We start from the raw sequence: 17,395 nt of genomic DNA, 5'->3' as shown, positions 1-17,395 counted from the left end.
ACCGGCGCGACGGCCCGTCACTCGAGAGGGGTCGTGCGCGCCGACCAGGGAGGACGCCACCATGAGCCCCTCCCTCCTGCGCGAATCATGCCGCTGCTCGACGACGGGGCCTCGCCCGGGATCGCGCGTCATCAGGCCCCTCGTAAGGAGGGTATCGGGGAATACCGCCGTTCGGGCGGGGATGTGACCAGTCGGGCATTCGCCACGTCAAGTCGACACCCCGGCCGGGAGGACACGATCAGAACTCGATGACGGCGGTGCGGGACGGATCCAGTCCCAGGCGAACCCTCGCGCCAACCCCGTTCGCCGCCCCCTCGCCCCCGCTCGCCCCAGCAGCGACGACAGCCCGCCCACCAGGGACATCGAGGGAGACATCCACCTCCACCCTGCCCCGGCGCACCCGCCTGGCGAGCACCGTCCCGCTCGCCCTCGGAAGCCCCGCAGAGCCGTGCCCCCCGGATCCATCGGCTCCCGGGCCGCCCTCCGGCGGGCCGACGACGCTCAGCGCCCCTGGGGCGAGCGCCAGCCCGATGCCGCCTCCGCCCGCCCGCGCCCCCCGCGCGCCCGGCCGGCCGTCGTCGAGAAGACTCCCCCAGCCCAGGGCCTCGGCATCCTCGCGGACGAGGATCGGGCCGAAGCCGAGGAAGGCCGCGACGCCCGCGCTGCCCGGATCGGCCCACAGCGCCTCGGGGGAGGCCAGGCGCGAGAGCCGCCCGGCCTCCATGACGCCGACCTCATCCGCGACGGTCATCGCCTCGTCCTGGTCGTGGGTGACGTAGAGGGCGGTGGCGCCCTGCTCGGTGAGGATGGCGCGCAGGTCGCCGGCGAGCTGCTCACGCAGAGCGCGGTCGAGCGCGGACAGGGGCTCGTCGAGCAGCAGGAGCCGGGGCCGGGGCGCGAGGGCGCGGGCCAGGGCGACGCGCTGCGCCTGCCCGCCGGACAGGGTGGTGATGGGCCGCGCCTCATAGCCGGGCAGGCCGACGAGCTCGAGCATCTCGGCGACGCGGCGGGCCCGCTGGGCCCGGGTCATGCCCGTCAACCCGTAGCCGACGTTCCCGGCGACGTCCCGGAAGGGGAAGAGCTGGCCCTCCTGGAACATGAGCCCGAATCCGCGCTTGTGCACCGGGGCGGCGACGACGTCGCGCCCGTCCCAGCGGATGGCGCCGGCCGCGACGGGCTCCAGGCCCGCCACGGCGCGCAGCAACGAGGACTTTCCCGACCCGGAGGCCCCCAGGAGCGCGGTGATCCGCCCGGAGGGGATCCCCAGGTCGACGCCGTCGACGGCCACCACCGGCCCAGCACCCCGGCCCCCGGGGTAGACCACTCGCAGCCCATCGATGCTCAGCCCGTCCGTCACAAGGCCTCCCTGCTGGTCGTGGGGGCGCCGGGGCCACCGGGGCGCGCGCCTTCGCGGCGCGCCCAGCGGTTCTGCGTCCACTCGCAGCCGAGCATGAGGGCGGTGGTGCCGACGGCCAGGATGACGCCGGCGGCCAATCCCATCCCCTGGTTCTGCGCGCCGGGGCGGCCGATGAGTCGGTAGAGCACCACGGGAAGGGTCGGCTCGGCGGGGCGGGCGAGGAACGACGTCGCCCCGAACTCCCCCAGGCTCGTGGCCAGGGCGAATCCGGCGGCGAGGCCCCCGGCGCGCGCCAGGTGCGGGCCATCGACGGTGAGCAGGGCGCGCCCTGGGCCGGCGCCGAGGGCGGCAGCGGCCTCGCGCTGCCGGGGGTCGATGGCCCGCAGGGCCGGCAGGAGGGTGCGCACCACGAGCGGCACGGCCACGACCGCCTGGGCGAGCGGCAGGATCCACCATGACGCCGTCAGGCCCGTGGGGGCGAGGGTGATGAGGAAGCCGAAGCCGACAGTCACGGCGGACACGCCCAGCGGGAGCATGAAGGCGGCGTCGAGGAGCGAGACGGCGCGGGCCAGGGCGCGGCCGCGGGGGCTGCGCGAGACCACGAGGCTCACCGCGCCGCCAACCGCGAGCGCGATCGCGGCCGCCACGACGGCCACGCGCAGGGAGGTCGCGGCGGCCTCCCAGACGGTGACGAGCAGGGCATTGCCCTGGCCGCGCGTGCCCAGGTCCGTGTAGTTCGCCAGGGTCCACCGCCCGCCCCGGCGCAGGGAGCGGACCGCGAGCACGAGCACGGGGGCGGCCAGGAGCCCTCCGACGGTGGCGGCGGTGAGCGCGATCGCGGGGGCGTCGGCGCGGCGCAACGGGGTGGCGGGCACGTCGAGGCGCAGGCGGAGGCGCGCGGTGGAGGCGGCGCGGGCGCGCTCGGCCCCCCAGAGGGCCGCGGCGATGACGAGGAGCTGGACGACGGACAGGACGGCGGCCGCGCGCAGGTTCAGGTACTGGGCGGTCTGGACGTAGATCTCGGTCTCGATGGTGCCGGTCCCCACACCGCCCAGGACCAGCACGACCCCGTAGGCGGTGGCGCAGAACAGGAACGTGAGCGAGGCGGCCGACGCGATCGCGGGGGCGAGACTCGGCAGGGTGACGGTGCGCCAGGCCCGCCACGGCGAGGCGCCGAGCGCGCGGGCGGCCTCGACGGCGCGGGGGTCGAGCCGGGACCACATGGTGCCCACGGTGCGCACGACGAGCCCGTAGTTGAAGAAGACCAGGGCGGCGACGACGGCGGCGAGCGTCCCGTCCAGGCCGAGGCCTCCCAGGGGCCCGCCCTTCGTGACCAGAGCGTGGAAAGCGACGCCGACGACGACGCTGGGCAGCACGAACGGCACGATGACGATCCCGCGCAGGAGGTCGCGCCCCGGGAAGGAGCGCCGGTAGAGGACGAGCGCTCCGGGCACCCCGAGGACGACGCAGATCGCGGTGGCCGCCGTCGCCTGAGTGAGGGTCTGGGTGAGGATGCGCCAGGTGCGCGGGGCCGTGAGGACCTCGGCGAAGCCGGTGAGGTCGAGGGCGCCGTCGGGGGCGAGGCCGCGACCCATGAGCGCGGCGACCGGCCAGAAGAACAGCACCCCGAGGAAGGCGAGCGGCACCGCGACCGCCGCCGCCCAGCCGATCACCTCCCCCGGGGTGCGCGAGGGCCCCCGGGGGGCGAGGGCGCTCACTGGCCGACGGCCTCGGTCCAGGCGGCGAGCCAGGTCTCGCGCTTGTCGGCGATGGTGGTGGGATCGAGGACGAGCGGGGAGCCCGAGAGGGCGCCGAAGGTCGTCATGGCGGGGCTGAGCGTCGCCTCGGCGCTGACGGGGTACATGTACATCGAGTCGGGGATCGCCGTCTGGACGTCCTTGGTGAGGAGCCATTCGATGAAGGCCCTGGCGCCGGAGGGGTTCTTGGCGCCGGACAGGACGCCCGCGTACTCGACCTGCCGGAAGGCGGTGGCCGGGACGGAGGCGGTGGTCGACGTCGTCCCATCGGCGCTGACGGTGGCGGCGGGCGAGGAGGAGTAGGACAGGACGATCGGGTAGGCACCCTTGCCCTCGCCCGCGGAGAAGTCGACGCTGTAAGCGGCGGTCCAGCCCTCGACGATCTTGGCGCCGTTGGCCACGAGCCGCTTCCAGTAGTCGGCGAAGCCGTCCTCCCCGAAATGCGCGATAGTGGCCAGCAGGAAGCACAGGCCGGTGGTGGAGGTGGAGGGGTTGATGAGGACGGCGAGCCCCTTGTTCTCGGGCTTGGTGAGGTCCTCGAAGGAGGCGGGTGGGGTGAGGCCGTGATCGGTGAAGTAGGCGACGTCGTAGTTGAGGGCGACCTCGCCGAAATCGATGGGGGCGATGGCGGGGGCGCCGTCAACGAGGTAGTCCTCGGCGCCGGCGGGCGAGGTGATGGCGGAGGCGCGATCGACGACGCCGCCCGCGACCAGGCGGGAGATGAATGAGTTGTCGATGCCGAAGAAGGCGTCGCCCAGAGGAGCGTCCTTGGTGAGGACGAGCTGGTTGGCGAGCTCGCCGCCACTGCCGGACTTCGAGATGGACACCGTCAGGCCGGAGTCCTTCTGGAAGGCGGCGAGGAGGTCCTCGGGGAGGTTGAAGTCGTCGTGGGTGAGGACGGTGACCGTATTGGCGCCATCGCCGTCCTTCTTGCCGCAGGCCGCCAGGGCGAGGGCGGCGGTGGCGGCCGCCGATCCGGCGAGCAGGGCGCGGCGGGTGAGGACCGGCGCGGGAGCCACGCACCGCAGGGCGCTGGGCGTGGTCGGGGCGGTTGATGCGTTCATGGTGCCTCCTGGTCAGGTGCCTGGAGGGCCCGCGCGCCCCGGTGGCGCGCGGGGAGAACTCGACTTCCTTCGCCGGTGCGAGCCGGAGCAGGTTCGAGGGTCTGCGGTTCCCCGCACTCTCAGCGCCCGCCCCGCCATCGGCGGCGGGATTCGGCGCTCCCCTGCCGTAGTGGCCCCAGCATAGCCGAGCGCTAGTTCGACGGCCACGGACCCGCGGAGACCCGCGGATGGGGCATGATCGTCCCATCGCATCGCCCGCCGACCGAAGGAGCCCCGCCATGCCCGGCAAGACCACCGTTGACTTCGCCTGGAAGGCGACCGCCGCCGTCGCCACCCTGGCCGTCGGCTTCGTCGCCGAGAAGGCGCTGGGCGCCGCCTGGAAGACCGTCACCGGCAAGCCGGCCCCCAACGACGAGTCCCAGCTCCTGGACTACCAGCTCATGGAGGTCGTCGCCTTCGCCGCCATCTCCGGAGCCGCGCTGGCCGTGACCCGCGAGCTCGCCCTTCGCAGGGCGGCCGCCTGGTACGGCGGTCGTGACCACAACCCCCTCACCTCCTGAGAGAACCCCCCGTTCCCGCACGTCGCGGGCAGTGGAACCGGTGGCCCCGGGCGACCTCGGCGCCGTGCGGGCCCTCCTCACCGGGGCGCTGGCTGTGAGCGGCGCGGCGACGACCGGCTCCTTCGGCCGCCTCCTGCGAAACGCCACTCCCAGCCCCGAGCGCCCCCGGGGCCTCCACGCGCTCCTGGGCGCTCTCACCAGCCGGTCCTGATGGCGGGGGACGCGCCGCCGCGCACGTAGGCTGGGACCGTGACATCGCTTGAGGTTCTCCAGGCCGTCTGCGCCGCCATCGTGCTCGTATCGACCGTCGTCGGCGTGGCGGTCTTCGGGCGCGCCTGCCTCACGATCGCCCGGCGACTGCGGGTCGGCCGCCCCGTGCCCCGCGGTCGCCTGCGCCCCGTCGGCCGCCGCGCCTGGCTCTCGCTCTCCTCCGCGCTCAACCACCGCGCGTTCCGCCGCCGCCCCTGGATCCGGGCCGCCCACTGGCTGGTCATGATCAGCTTCCCGCTGCTCTTCCTCATCCTCGTCACCGGGTACGGGCAGGTTCTCGGCGGCGCGGCCTTCACCCTGCCGCTTCTCGGGCACGCCGCCTGGTGGGGGTGGGTCGTCGACCTCATCGCGTGGCTGAGCCTGGCCGGCATCCTCCACCTCGTGGCCGTGCGCCGGCGCCTCTCCCACCGGGGCGCGGCCGAACCGCCCTACGCCGTTGACTCCGAGGGGGGCACGCACCCCCGGACCTCCCGATTCGCCGGCTCCACCGCCTCCCAGGCGCACTTCGTGGAGGCGATCATCGCCGCCGTCGTCGTCTGCGTCCTCGCGCTGCGGATGCTGGAGCACGCCCACCTGGCCGCCTCCCCCGAGCCCGCGGAGCGCGCCCTGGCCACCTGGGCGCGATTCCCGCTCACCGCCTGGGCCGGCCCCGCGCTCGAGCCCCTGGGGCGCACAGGCCTGGCCGCCGCCATCACCATCGTGGCCACCGTCAAGGTGGTGGTCTCCATGGCCTGGTTCGTCGTCGTCGGGCGCCAGCCCTCCATGGGCGTGGCCTGGCACCGCTTCCTCGCCTTCATCAACATCTACGCGCGCCGCGAGCTCGACGGCGGCAAGGCCCTCGGGGCGCTCAGCCCCGTCACGCTGCCCGACGGCCGCCCCCTCACCGCGGAGACGATGGACGACCTCGACGCCGCCATGGAGGCCGCCAACGAGGGCACGGGCCCCGAGGTGCGCCTGGGCGCAGGGCGCATCGAGGAGTTCACCTGGAAGGGCCTGCTCGACTTCTCCACCTGCACTGAGTGCGGCCGCTGCCAGGACCTCTGCCCCGCCTGGAACACCGGCAAGCCCCTGTCCCCCAAGCTCTTCACCCTGGCCCTGCGCGACCACGCGGCCGCCGCCGCGCCCTACCTGCGCGCCGCCGCCGAGCTCGGGGTCGCCCCCGAGGAGGTCGACGACGACGCCCTGCCCACCCGGGGCGTCTCCAGCCCCACCGGCAGCTCCGGGCTCGCCCCGGGCTCGGCCCACACCGGCGACGTCCTCGGGGCGCTGCTGGCCGCCAAGGCCGCGCCCACCGAGACCGGCGTCGCCACCCGGCCCGCCCCCCTGGCGGGCGACGTCATCCCCGCCGACGTCCTGTGGGCCTGCACCACCTGCGGCGCCTGCGTGGAGCAGTGCCCCGTGGACATCGAGCACGTCGACCACGTGGTGGACGTGCGCCGCCAGCAGGTCCTCATGGAGTCCGCCTTCCCCAAGGAGCTCGGCGGTATGTTCCGCAAGCTCGAGTCCAAGGGCAACCCCTGGGGCCTGGCGCCCCGCAAGCGCATGGACTGGGCCAAGGGACTCGACTTCGACGTGCCCGTCATCGGGGACGACGTAGAGTCCGCGGCCGACGTCGACTACCTCTTCTGGGTGGGCTGCGCCGGGGCCTTCGAGGACCGGGCGAAGAAGACCACCCGCGCCGTCGCCGAGCTCCTGCACACCGCGGGGGTGAGCTTCGCCGTGCTCGGCGACGCCGAGTCCTGCACCGGCGACCCGGCCCGCCGCGCCGGCAACGAGATCCTCTTCCAGATGCTCGCCGCCCAGAACATCGAGACCCTCAGTGAGGTGGGGGCGACGCGCATCGTGGTCACCTGCGCGCATTGCTTCAACACCCTGGCCCGCGAGTACCCGCAGGTCGGCGGTCAGTACGAGGTCCTGCACCACACCCAGCTGCTCAACCGGCTCGTGCGCGAGGGGCGCCTGAGGCCGGCCCCGCCCGAGTCTGGGGGCGGAGCCGCGGACAGCGCAGGCGGCACCCCGGGAGATGGCGCCGCCTCTCCCACCGCCGCCAGCGCCAGCCCCAATGCCCTCCCCAGCACCATCCCCACTGTCACCTACCACGACGCCTGCTACCTGGGGCGGCACAACCGCGTCTACTCCCCGCCGCGCGAGCTCCTGGAGGCCACGGGCGCGACCGCCGTCGAGATGCCCCGCCACCACGAGGAGGCCTTCTGCTGCGGCGGCGGCGGTGCGAGGGCATTCATGGAGGAGTCCATCGGGACGCGCATCGCCGTGGAGCGCTCGCGCGAGGCCATCGGCACGGGCGCGCGGGTCATCGCCACCGCCTGCCCCTTCTGCACCACGATGCTCTCCGACGGCATTGCCAGCGAGGGTGCGGATGTGCGCGTCGCCGACGTCGCCACCCTCATGCTCGAGGCCGTCCACCGGGGCCAGCGGGCCTGAGCGGGAGTGGACCGCGGACGGCTGCGCCCCACAGATACGGTCTCACCCCGCAGATACCGCCTCGCCCCGGCGTTGCGCCCTCATTCTCGCAGTTTGAGGGCGCAACGCCGGGCTGAGACGGTTTCCTCGGGGTGAGACGGTATCCCGGGGGCGAGGCGGTATCTCCGCCCTGAGAACCACACCGCCTCCGAGGCATCTCCCCCACTCGCCCCTGTGGAGAGAGCTCGGTAGGAGCGCGATCCTCCTGGGACCGTCGTACCCATGAGCGCGATCCTCTCCAGTACCACCGGCCTGCAAGTACCACTGACCAGCCCGGTCCGCCTGCTCCTCGCGGACGAGGACCCTGCGGGCGGCCCCCACTCCACCCTCTTCCGGCGCAGCCAGGGACCGCGAGCGGACCTCTACCGGCTACGGCCCGGCGTCTACACACCGCGAAAGGAGTGGGACTCCCTGCCCCACGTCAAACGGCACCTGGTGAGGATCCTCGCCAACGCGCACGCGCCACGCGGACGGCGCACCGGAGTCCTCGCCCGCGAATCCGCCGCTGTCGTCCTAGGCATCCCCATGATCGGCCCCCTGCCGAGTCGCCTGCAGTTCGTGCTCCCCGGTGGCAGCCACGGGGACACCACACCGCTGGCGCATGTCGCCACTGCCCCGGAGGACACCCCGATCGTCATGGCGCACGGCCTGCCGGTGACCGATCCAGCGCATACCGCAGTTGACCTCATGCGCCACCGCTCCTTCCAATCCGGGCTCGTCGCTCTCGACCATGTTCTCCGCGAAAGGCTCGCCACGCCCGAGGAGCTGCTCGACATCGTTGAGGCCCAGCCAGGACGCCAAGGCAACTCACGGGCGCGCTTCTGCCTCGGGCACGGTGACGCGCGCTCAGAATCCGTGGGCGAGAGCCTGTCCCGCGCCCTTCTCATCGAGCAGCACCTACCCGCCCCGATCTGCAGGTCTCCTATTACGACCGCGATGGGAGATTCGTCGCCCGCGTGGATTTCGCCTGGCCGGAGCTGCGGCGCGTCGGAGAGTTCGACGGCGCGGGCAAGTACCGGCGCGAGGTCAGCGGCATGGCTCCCGAGCGGGCCCTGCTCGACGAGCGTCAGAGGGAGAACCGCATTGAGGTCGTCACCGGTCTCAAAGTGATCCGATGGACATGGGACGACCTCATGCGACCCGAGAGGTTTATGAGAATCCTCGCCGATGGCGGCATCGTCCCCCTGCGCTGAGTACTCACGTGCCCTCGGCCTACAGATACGGTCTCAGCCCGCAGATACCGCCTCGCCCCGGCGTTGCGCCCTCATTCTCGTAGTTTGAGGGCGCAACGCCGGGGGGAGGCGGTTTCCTCGGGAGGAGACGGTTTCCTCGGAGGGAGGCGGTTTCCCCGGGGGGAGGCCGTATCTGTGGGGTGAGACGGTAATATCGGGATCGAAGGCGCAGCGCGAGGAAGACCCGGGGACCGATGACCGGCCGGCGAGAACCGATAGCTCGCAGGGACCGATGACCGGCCGGCGGGGACTGGCGCTGGGCGCCCAACAGCCAGAGGCTCGCAGCGGGCAACCGGTGACCAACGGCCTGCGACCGACAGCCACCACCCCCGCTCGGACAGGCGAAGGCGCCCCCGCCCGAGATGGGCAGAGGCGCCTTCACCATGCGCTTGGTTTCGGCGGGGCGCTTGGCCCTCGCACAAATTCCGCTTACTCCCAGCGCATGCACCACGTGGCGGCCCCGAAGAGAGAAGCGCCGCCAGCGGCGAGTATGGACCAGCCGAACAGGGCGTGGGTGGCATCGCCGACACTCGTCAGAGGCCAGCGCAGCCCATCCAGCAGGTATGTGGTGGGAAGGAACGAGGAAAGCGCCTGGACCCCGGGGAGGTTGTCAGTCATCGCGGCGGCGGCCGAGAGAATGACCATGGGAGCCACGATCGCCAGGACGACGGCGGTGGCCACCGCGGCTGACGGTGTCACAACCCCCACGAGGACGCCGATCGAGCAGAACAGGAGCGTCCCCAGGACGGCCGGGACCAAAGCGAGGGGAATCCATGCCGTGGCGGTCATCCCGGCGCCCATGCCGAGTCCGATGGCGGCGAGGACGAGCGCCTGCACGAGCGCGACGACGATCGCCACGCTGAGCGCGGCGGACAGGAGCGTGGGCACCCGCACCGGCGCACAGCGCAGGAATGCTCCCAGGCCCGAGTCCCGCCAGTCGGCCACACTGCGAGCGCCGACGAGCACCCCCGTGCAGGCCGCGCCGAAGGTCATCACGCCGGGACCGATGACGTCGAGCACCGGGCCCGAGGCCGCGAAGGTCCCCCCGGCCGTCGCGAGCGTGAGGCCGACGAGCAGCACGGGCGGCAGCACGAGGGACAAGACGAGGGCAACGGGATCGCGCAGGTAGGTCCGGGCCAGTGAGCGGGTCAGCGCCTTGTAGGGGCTCATGCCGGCACCCCCCTGGAACCCAGGACACCGGGCACGGGATCGAGCGCACCGACGCGGCCCCGAGGCCGGTGCGAGGCAGCCCGACCGGGCTGCGGGGTCAGGCACCGGTTCGAGTCAGCGACGAAGGAGGAGGCCGGCCCGATGGCGACCACTCGGCCCTCATCGAGAACGGAGACGGCATCGCACAGGGTCCCCAGCTCGCCGAGGAGGCGGGAGGCGCAGACCACGGTGGTCCCCTCGTCACGCGCGTCATCGAGCGCGTCCAGGAGATCGGCTCGCTCCGAGCCGTCCAGATCGGCCATGGGCTCGTCGAGGAAGAGGACCTCCGGGTGGTGCACCATCGCGGAGGCAAGGACCAGCATTCGACGGGCGCCCACCGGGATCAGCTCCACGCGCCAGTCGCGCAGCCTGCCCAGGCCCATCTGGTCGAGGAACTGGTGGGCGCGGGCCTGGGACGCCCCCATGAGGGAGGCCACCGTGCTCAGGTGCTCCCACACGGTGGCATGCGCGAAGAAGGCCGACGCCGTGGCCTGCACACCGACCCGCGCCAGGAGCGCGCGGTCGCGTCCGCCGGGGGCGCTGCCGAGGAGGGAGACCTCACCGGCCTGGGCCCGCTGCGCGCCGTAGAGGACCTTCAGCAGCGCGGTCTTGCCCGCTCCGCTCGGGCCGATCAGCCCGTGGAAAGACCCGGACTCCACCACGAGGTCGACGTCGTGGAGGATCTCCCGCCCGCGGAACGACTGCTTGATGCCCCGAGCGCTCACCGCGGCATGGCCATCGCGCGTCGCCAAGGCGCCGAGGGCAGCGGTCATGGACTCAATCCTCCCGGGCCGCATCGTGGCTGTTGCCGTCAGGCGCTCGCCAGTCAGTCGTAGTGTCAGGGTTCACCCACCCGCGGTCGCGAGTAGGCGCGGGCCGCGGATGGCGGCCGGCGGGGCGGTCGCCCGCTGCCGTCGGCTCGGGGCTAGCATCGCTTCTCACTCGGCGGCTCGGGATCCTGCCTTCCGCGCGATGCCACTCCTCCCAAAGGCGGATCGCGCCCCGACGACGGCGACGGCGCCACCCCCCCCCGGAGCGCGGAGCCCTTGGGAATGGACGTGGATGCGCCACCGCTGAGGCTGACGGGCCCACCTTTCACCCAGGGAGGTGGGCTAGCCTCGACCTGTGAGCCCGGCATCCGCATCCCCAGGGACACCCCCCGCGCCCCGCCCCTCGTGGCGGGAGCGGCTTCAGGCGTCCCGTCTGCAGTGGACGGTCCGCGGGAGCCTCACCGCCCTTCTGGCGCTCCTGGCCAGCGCCGACCTCAGCGCGAATGGCGCGGACCTGTACACGACGCTCTCACTGCTGTCGGTGCCCGCGCCCGCGCTGTGCCGCCGATTCCCCTGGACAGTCACCTGCGTCCTGATGGCAGTCACCGTCCCGCTCGTGGCCAGGTCGTTCTTCACGGCGGCACTCCTGGCGGACATCATCATGTTCCCCCTGCTCATCGTCGACCGCAGGGTGCGCCAGGCGGCCTCGCTCTTCCTCTGCTTCCCCATCGGATGGCTGGCGGCGCTGACGATCGGCAGCCCGGTGGCCGACTTGCCCGTGGTTGAACTGATCCTGATCGCCTCGGGATCCAATATCGGCTTCATCCTGCGCTACTCCCGCGAGATGGTGGCGCGGGAGAAGAGGCTCCGGGAGGCGGCTCTGAGCGCGCAGCGCATGGCGATCGCGCGGGACCTGCACGACACCCTCGCCCGCGCCAACACCCAGATGGCGCTCCTCGCCCAGCAGGCGCTGGGCCAGCGCCCGCGCGGGCGGCGCGTGGCGAGCGTCTTGGAGGACGTCATGGCGATGGGTCATCGGTCGGTGACCGACCTGCGCACCATGCTGCGCCTCCTGCGCCAGGACACCCCCACCCCCACCGCACCCATCCCCAGCCTCACCCAAGCCATGACCAACGCCCGCACCACACTGGCCAACGCCGGCCTGCACGCCACCATCACCACCGACGGCGAACTCACCCACCTACCCCCCACCATCACCACCACCCTGACCCGAGCCCTCGACGAGACCGTCGCCAACATGACCAAATACGCCGCCAAAGACGCCCACTGCACCATCATCATCGGCGCCACCCCCAACCAGGCCACCCTCCTGGCCACCAACCCCATCGCCGACCACCACCGACCCACCGACCCCGCCCTGACCTCAGGACTCGGACTCATCGGACTCCACGAGCGCGCCCAAGCCCTCGACGGAACCCTCACCCACACCACCACCGACCACCACTGGACCCTCACACTCACCCTCCCACTCGACCCTGGAGACGAGCCATGCCCCCCTCAGCCACTGACCGTGAGATCCGCATCATCGTCGTCGACGACGACCCCATCGTTCGCGACGCCATCGCCGGCGTCCTGAGGGGCGAGCCCGGCATCGAGGTGGTGGCGACGGCGGAGAACGGCGCCGACGCGGTGAGCATCGTGCACGAGCGCACCGTCGACGTGGTCCTCATGGATGTGCAGATGCCCATCCTCGACGGGGTGACGGCGACCCGGCGCATTCGGGAGATCTCCCCGTCCACGAGCGTGCTCATCCTGACGACCTTCGACGATGACACCTTCCTCGACGGGGGGCTGGCCGCGGGCGCCTCCGGCTTCCTCCTCAAGACGACGCCCCCGGCCGAGTTGACCGCCGCGATCCACACGATCCACGAGGGCGGCAAGGTCCTCTCCCCGGGCCCCACGAGCAGGATCCTCGACCGCTACATCTCCGGCCAGCCCCCGAAGACGCATGCCGCGGAGGAACTCGACCTCTCCGACCGGGAGAAGGAGGTCCTCGCGCTCCTGTGCCAGGCGCGGTCCAACTATCAGATCGCCCGTCGCCTCAACGTCGCCGAGACCACGGTGAAGACCCACGTCTCGGCGATCATGCGGAAGATGAATGTCGCGAGCAGGCTGGAGATCGTCGTCGAGGCGCACCGCCGGGGCCTCGCGAACGGCTTCTCATGAGATTCCCGCGCCTGCTTGATCCGCGCGAGCATCAGGCCCGGAGCGCCCTGCGCCTGGCTGTCGCACTGGCGTTCATCGTGTTTCAAGCAACCTCGCTCGCCACGTACCTCCACGACCTAGCGCTCACCACGAGCATTTTCGCGGTCGTCTGCCTCCTGCTCATCGATCGCCTCCCCTGGGGAGTCCCGATCGCCATGGCCGCGGGGATCACCGCCGCGCCCCACCTGCCCCTCGCGGCCCCGCTCGAGGCGGCAGGATTCCTCAGCCCCGCGCTCCTCATCCCCGTCAGGCGCTTCCGGCAGGTCGCCCTCATCGTGACGGCCTCCTGCGTCGACGTCATATTCCGCGCGCAGGCCGGTGGCGCCGGCGCCGACGCGATCCTCCAGGCGCCGGTCCTCCTCAGCGGAGCGGCGAGCGCGGGAATGGCCCTGCTCTACTTCCGCGCGCAGATGGAGCGGATGGAGGCGGAACGCCTCGCAGCCCTGGCCGCGCAACGGACCTCGATCGCGCGGGACCTGCACGACACCCTCGCCCGCGCCAACACCCAGATGGTCATGCTGGTCCAGGCCGTGCGCCCCCTGGCGGAGGAGGAGCCCCGCATCGCCGCGCTCCTCGACGAGATCGCGGCGATGGGTCATCGGTCGGTGACCGACCTGCGCACCATGCTGCGCCTCCTGCGCCAGGACACCCCCACCCCCACCGCACCCATCCCCAGCCTCACCCAAGCCATGACCAACGCCCGCACCACACTGGCCAACGCCGGCCTGCACGCCACCATCACCACCGACGGCGAACTCACCCACCTACCCCCCACCATCACCACCACCCTGACCCGAGCCCTCGACGAGACCGTCGCCAACATGACCAAATACGCCGCCAAAGACGCCCACTGCACCATCATCATCGGCGCCACCCCCAACCAGGCCACCCTCCTGGCCACCAACCCCATCGCCGACCACCACCGACCCACCGACCCCGCCCTGACCTCAGGACTCGGACTCATCGGACTCCACGAGCGCGCCCAAGCCCTCGACGGAACCCTCACCCACACCACCACCGACCACCACTGGACCCTCACACTCACCCTCCCACTCGGTCCCGCCTCGGATTCTCCCGAGACCTTCCCGAGACAAGACAGTCCTACAAAAGAATGAGACCCCTTGACCCTAGGGGCGATGGCGGTGTCCCATGAACCCGTAAGACTGGAGCCAACACAGAGCTCCCTGACCCCGACATAGGAGATCACCGTGACTCGTCGTCGCACCCTGGCCGGCGCGCTCCTCGCCGCCTCACTTCTTACCGCTGTCACTCCGGCCGTCTCGGCCGCTGAGGCGAGCCCCAAGGCCCCGCAGGCCGCTTCACAGTTCGACCAGTCCGGCAACGCCATCGTCCCGGCATACTGGCACATCCGTTGCGCCCACTTCTTCGGCTGGCTCTGCTGAGTCAGCGCACCCCATATTCGTTCACCTTCCTGTGCGGAGTTCGGGCCCGTCTCTTCGAGACGGGCCCGAGCTATTTCTTTTGCGCTCCCCCCGCTCCCCCACCACTCGCTCAGGGCTCGATGAGCACCGCCACCGTGCGCGCGGGGACGCGCAGCTCGCCCGTGGTCGGGTTGAAGGCCGTGCCCTTGACGACGTCGTCCGCGCCCGCGGCCTGGATCGGGCTGAGGATGAATCCGCGCCCCGTCATGGGGTCCGGGCGCACCACTGATTCCTGGGCTCCCGCGTTGATGACCACGGCGAGGCCGTCGAGGGTCGGGTCGAGGTCAGCGGGCCCGGCGCCGTCGTCGATCACCATGACGATGACGCCAGGATCACCGGTAACCGGGAAGGAGACCCGCTCCCGGATGAGCTCGGCGCTGCCCAGCGCCAGCAACGGGGTGGATCGCCGCAGCCGCAGGAAGTCGAGGCACTGGGCGCGGGTCGCGGCGATGCGCTCGGCGGTGGGCCGCAGCCCGGGGCGGGTGAGCAGCCCGGCCTGAATGAGCCACCGGTCGAAGTTGCGCTCGGCAGGGGGCAGGCCCCGCCCCCAACCGTTGTCCGCGCATGACCAGTCGAGGGCGTTGAAGTGGTCCCCGGAGTTGTAGGAATCGCGATCCAGGGACTTCGAGCGCAGCATCTCCGCGCCGGCCGCCCAGAACGCCGGCGACTGCCCGAGCGCGACCACGCCCAGGCACAGCGCCGCCATGCGCGCGCGGGCCTCCATCGGCTCGTCCGGGTCGAGCTTGTAGGTGAGGATGTCGAAGAGGGTCTCGTCGTCATGGGCGTCCACATAATTGATGGACTCCACCGGCTCTGAGGCGAATGCGGCCGGATCCGTGCCGTAGCGCAGCTCATCACCCCGCACCCAGCTGCCGTGGCCGGAGTGCAGCGCCACGTCTCGCAGGTTGCCCGCCAGGGCGATACGGACGAGATCGCCGCGCCAGACGAGATCCGCGTGCCGGATATCCGCGGGACGAGTGTCGAAGGGCGACGGCGCCTGCGCCAGGCCCGTCCCAAGCCCCTGGATCTCCCTCGGCTCCGAATCCGCGACGCTTCCGCCGCGCAGGGCATCGCGCAGGCGGTCGTTGAAGCAGCCGATGCCGGTCCCCGTCAACTGGCCCTGCACGGCCTGGACGAAGAGCCTGTTGTCCCGCACCTCCCCGAAGTTCCAGCCCTCCCCGTAGAGGAAGGGGTCGTGGCCGATCACCTCAGCCGCCTCCGCGCGCAGGGCCTCGCGCACGGCGCGCATCGTGGCCGCGGAGTGGTGCCCCATGAGGTCGAATCGGAAGCCGTCCGCCCGGTAGTCACGCGCCCAACGCACGCACATGTCGATCATGAGGCGCTCGGCCATGGACCGCTCGGTGGCGATGTTGTTCGCGCACGTGGAGTCCTCGATGGCGCCGGTGGCGTCAAGGCGGTGGTAATAGCCGGGCACGATCCGGTCCAGCACGGAGCGCGGGTCCTGCCCGCTGGCCGCGGTGTGGTTGTACACCTGGTCGAGCACCACCTGGAGGCCCATGGCGTGCAGGACGCCGATCATCTCTCGCATCTCGATGATCCGGGCCCCACCATCCTGGTGCCCGGCGCGCGCGTAGGAGCCCTCGGGGACGCCCCAGTGGTAGGGGTCGTAGCCCCAGTTGTAGGCGTCGTCGTCGGCGACGGCGGCGATCGCCGCCTGGGGGCGGCGCGAGGCCGGCTGGGCGCCGTCGGGGATATCGGGGACGGCCTGGTCGGCTCGGTCCTCCGGGATGGAGGCGATGTCGAAGGTCGGCATGAGGTGGAGCGTGTCGATGCCGGCCTCGGAGAGCTCGCGCAGACTGCGGGTTCCCGCGCTGTCAGCGCTGAAGGCGGCGTAGGTCCCGCGCGACTCGGCCGGGCAGGTCGGGTCCGCGGCGGAGAAGTCACGCACGTGGAGCTCGTAGATGGCCCGGGCGGCGTCTCCCCCGAGCTCGCTTCCCGCGGCGGGCGCGGCCTGGCTCGCCCAGGCGGCGGGGGCGAGCGCGGGATCGGCGAGGTCGACGGCGACGCTGCGGCGCGAGTCCGTCGTCAGGGCGGTGGAGTACGGGTCGGTGACGAGGTTCGTCTCGATGCGCCCGGTGGCGGGGACGTAGACCCGGATCTCCCACAGGTACTGATCCCCAGTGCTGACACGGGGGCTCGCGGGCACCTCCCAGCGACCGTCCGGCATGCGCTGGGCGGGGGATCGCAGGGGCTCGCTATCGATCAGGGGGACGGAGCCGGTGGGGTCATCAGCGGCCCAGCTCAGCAGGGCGACCTCGACGGCGGTGGGCGCCCAGAGCGCGAAGGCGGGGCCCTCCTCCTGACGACGGCCGCCGCCCCACGTGGGGCCGAGGGGCGCGGAACCGTCGCGGCTGGCGGCGCCGCCGTAGAGGAGGTCGAGGATCGGCCAGATCTGAACGCCGGTGCAGGCGGTGATCCAGTGGCCGACGGCGTCGGAGTCCACCGTGCGCTGCACGATCGTCAGTTGACCGGTGAGCGCCGCCACCACGGCGTCGTCGGGCAACCGGGGCCCCGCGATGGCGTCCTGCGTGCTCAGAGCCAGGTATCCGGCGAGTGGCGGGTGCGTGGCGAGCGCCTCGGGAAGGACGTCGTCGATGATCCCCACGACGACGAGGGGGACGACGAGGGCGCCGTCGCCGAGGGTGAGCAGGCCCTCTGCGACCGCGGTGCCACCGCGCGGGCTGGCGATGAGGTCGAAGGAGACCGGCGGACGGGTGGTCGAGACCAGCTCGGATGGGAGCACGCCGGCGGGCAGGAGCCTCACGGGCCAGGCGAGGGTGGTGGTGTCGAGCCAGTAGGCGCGGCACTCCCCCGCCCCGGGGACCTCGTGCTTGATCGGTGCCTCGTGGTGGGCAGTGGGCGCGGTGCGCCGACGCCCCTCCGCGTCCTTCATGGGCCCACCTTCCCATGACCCGCCCCCGCGATCCACCCCATTCCGCCGAGACCGGTCGAAAACAGGATCGAGACCGGTCGAAAACAGGATCGAGACCGGTCGAAAACAGGATC

General features: G+C 72.1%; 14 protein-coding genes and 1 riboswitch. Of the genes, 8 read left to right on the top strand and 6 right to left on the bottom strand.

Annotated elements, in window-relative coordinates; translation table 11 throughout:
- Positions 1-238: 238 nt before the first annotated feature.
- Genes ABXS69_RS00955 through ABXS69_RS00945 form a run of 3 tightly spaced genes read right to left on the bottom strand, consistent with a single transcriptional unit; the run spans position 239 to position 4,178 of the window.
- A complete protein-coding gene (locus ABXS69_RS00955; protein ID WP_366180764.1) occupies positions 239-1,357 on the bottom strand; it encodes an ABC transporter ATP-binding protein in 1,119 nt (372 codons plus the stop codon).
- Positions 1,354-3,075 (bottom strand): ABC transporter permease subunit, encoded by a 1,722-nt coding sequence (locus tag ABXS69_RS00950; protein WP_366180763.1) that lies wholly within the window; start codon positions 3,073-3,075, stop codon positions 1,354-1,356. Before ABXS69_RS00950 ends, ABXS69_RS00955 begins: the two co-directional genes overlap by 4 nt.
- Positions 3,072-4,178 (bottom strand): thiamine ABC transporter substrate-binding protein, encoded by a 1,107-nt coding sequence (locus ABXS69_RS00945; protein ID WP_366180762.1) that lies wholly within the window; start codon positions 4,176-4,178, stop codon positions 3,072-3,074. Before ABXS69_RS00945 ends, ABXS69_RS00950 begins: the two co-directional genes overlap by 4 nt.
- A 47-nt stretch (positions 4,179-4,225) precedes the next feature.
- Positions 4,226-4,351: riboswitch (TPP riboswitch) on the bottom strand.
- A 105-nt stretch (positions 4,352-4,456) separates the two neighbouring features.
- Here ABXS69_RS00945 and ABXS69_RS00940 point away from each other — a divergent pair.
- The 4 genes from ABXS69_RS00940 to ABXS69_RS00925 all read left to right on the top strand — a co-directional run bounded on the left by ABXS69_RS00940 (position 4,457) and on the right by ABXS69_RS00925 (position 8,682).
- Positions 4,457-4,738, top strand: a complete 282-nt coding sequence (locus ABXS69_RS00940; RefSeq protein WP_366180761.1) for a DUF4235 domain-containing protein — start codon at positions 4,457-4,459, stop codon at positions 4,736-4,738.
- A gap of 40 nt (positions 4,739-4,778) precedes the next feature.
- On the top strand, positions 4,779-4,949 hold the full coding sequence (locus ABXS69_RS00935) for a hypothetical protein (protein ID WP_366180760.1): 171 nt from the start codon (positions 4,779-4,781) through the stop codon (positions 4,947-4,949).
- A 38-nt stretch (positions 4,950-4,987) separates the two neighbouring features.
- Positions 4,988-7,450 (top strand): (Fe-S)-binding protein, encoded by a 2,463-nt coding sequence (locus ABXS69_RS00930; RefSeq protein WP_366180759.1) that lies wholly within the window; start codon positions 4,988-4,990, stop codon positions 7,448-7,450.
- A 995-nt stretch (positions 7,451-8,445) separates the two neighbouring features.
- Entirely contained in the window at positions 8,446-8,682 is a 237-nt protein-coding gene (locus tag ABXS69_RS00925) for a hypothetical protein (protein WP_366180758.1), read from the top strand.
- A 468-nt stretch (positions 8,683-9,150) separates the two neighbouring features.
- Here the strand turns inward: ABXS69_RS00925 and ABXS69_RS00920 are convergent, their stop codons facing one another.
- Both ABXS69_RS00920 and ABXS69_RS00915 read right to left on the bottom strand, forming a co-directional pair.
- Entirely contained in the window at positions 9,151-9,891 is a 741-nt protein-coding gene (locus tag ABXS69_RS00920) for an ABC transporter permease (RefSeq protein WP_366180757.1), read from the bottom strand.
- Positions 9,888-10,703, bottom strand: a complete 816-nt coding sequence (locus tag ABXS69_RS00915; protein WP_366180756.1) for an ABC transporter ATP-binding protein — start codon at positions 10,701-10,703, stop codon at positions 9,888-9,890. The genes ABXS69_RS00920 and ABXS69_RS00915 overlap by 4 nt, the downstream gene beginning before the upstream one ends.
- A 352-nt stretch (positions 10,704-11,055) precedes the next feature.
- Between ABXS69_RS00915 and ABXS69_RS00910 the strand changes: the two genes are divergently transcribed.
- The 4 genes from ABXS69_RS00910 to ABXS69_RS00895 all read left to right on the top strand — a co-directional run bounded on the left by ABXS69_RS00910 (position 11,056) and on the right by ABXS69_RS00895 (position 14,329).
- Entirely contained in the window at positions 11,056-12,297 is a 1,242-nt protein-coding gene (locus ABXS69_RS00910; protein WP_366180755.1) for a histidine kinase, read from the top strand.
- Entirely contained in the window at positions 12,210-12,887 is a 678-nt protein-coding gene (locus ABXS69_RS00905) for a response regulator transcription factor (protein ID WP_366180754.1), read from the top strand. Before ABXS69_RS00910 ends, ABXS69_RS00905 begins: the two co-directional genes overlap by 88 nt.
- Entirely contained in the window at positions 12,884-14,041 is a 1,158-nt protein-coding gene (locus tag ABXS69_RS00900; RefSeq protein ID WP_366180753.1) for a histidine kinase, read from the top strand. The genes ABXS69_RS00905 and ABXS69_RS00900 overlap by 4 nt, the downstream gene beginning before the upstream one ends.
- Positions 14,042-14,134: 93 nt before the next feature.
- Positions 14,135-14,329 (top strand): hypothetical protein, encoded by a 195-nt coding sequence (locus ABXS69_RS00895; protein WP_366180752.1) that lies wholly within the window; start codon positions 14,135-14,137, stop codon positions 14,327-14,329.
- Positions 14,330-14,438: 109 nt separating this feature from the next.
- On the opposite strand, the gene pulA is transcribed toward ABXS69_RS00895, so the two are convergent.
- Positions 14,439-17,282, bottom strand: coding sequence for a pullulanase-type alpha-1,6-glucosidase (gene pulA / locus ABXS69_RS00890; RefSeq protein WP_366180751.1), 2,844 nt, complete (start codon positions 17,280-17,282; stop codon positions 14,439-14,441).
- Positions 17,283-17,395: the final 113 nt, after the last annotated feature.

The organism is Actinomyces timonensis (assembly GCF_040702965.1).
Taxonomy (GTDB): Bacteria; Actinomycetota; Actinomycetes; order Actinomycetales; family Actinomycetaceae; genus Actinomyces; species Actinomyces timonensis_A.
This window is presented reverse-complemented; position numbering and strand designations above follow the sequence as displayed.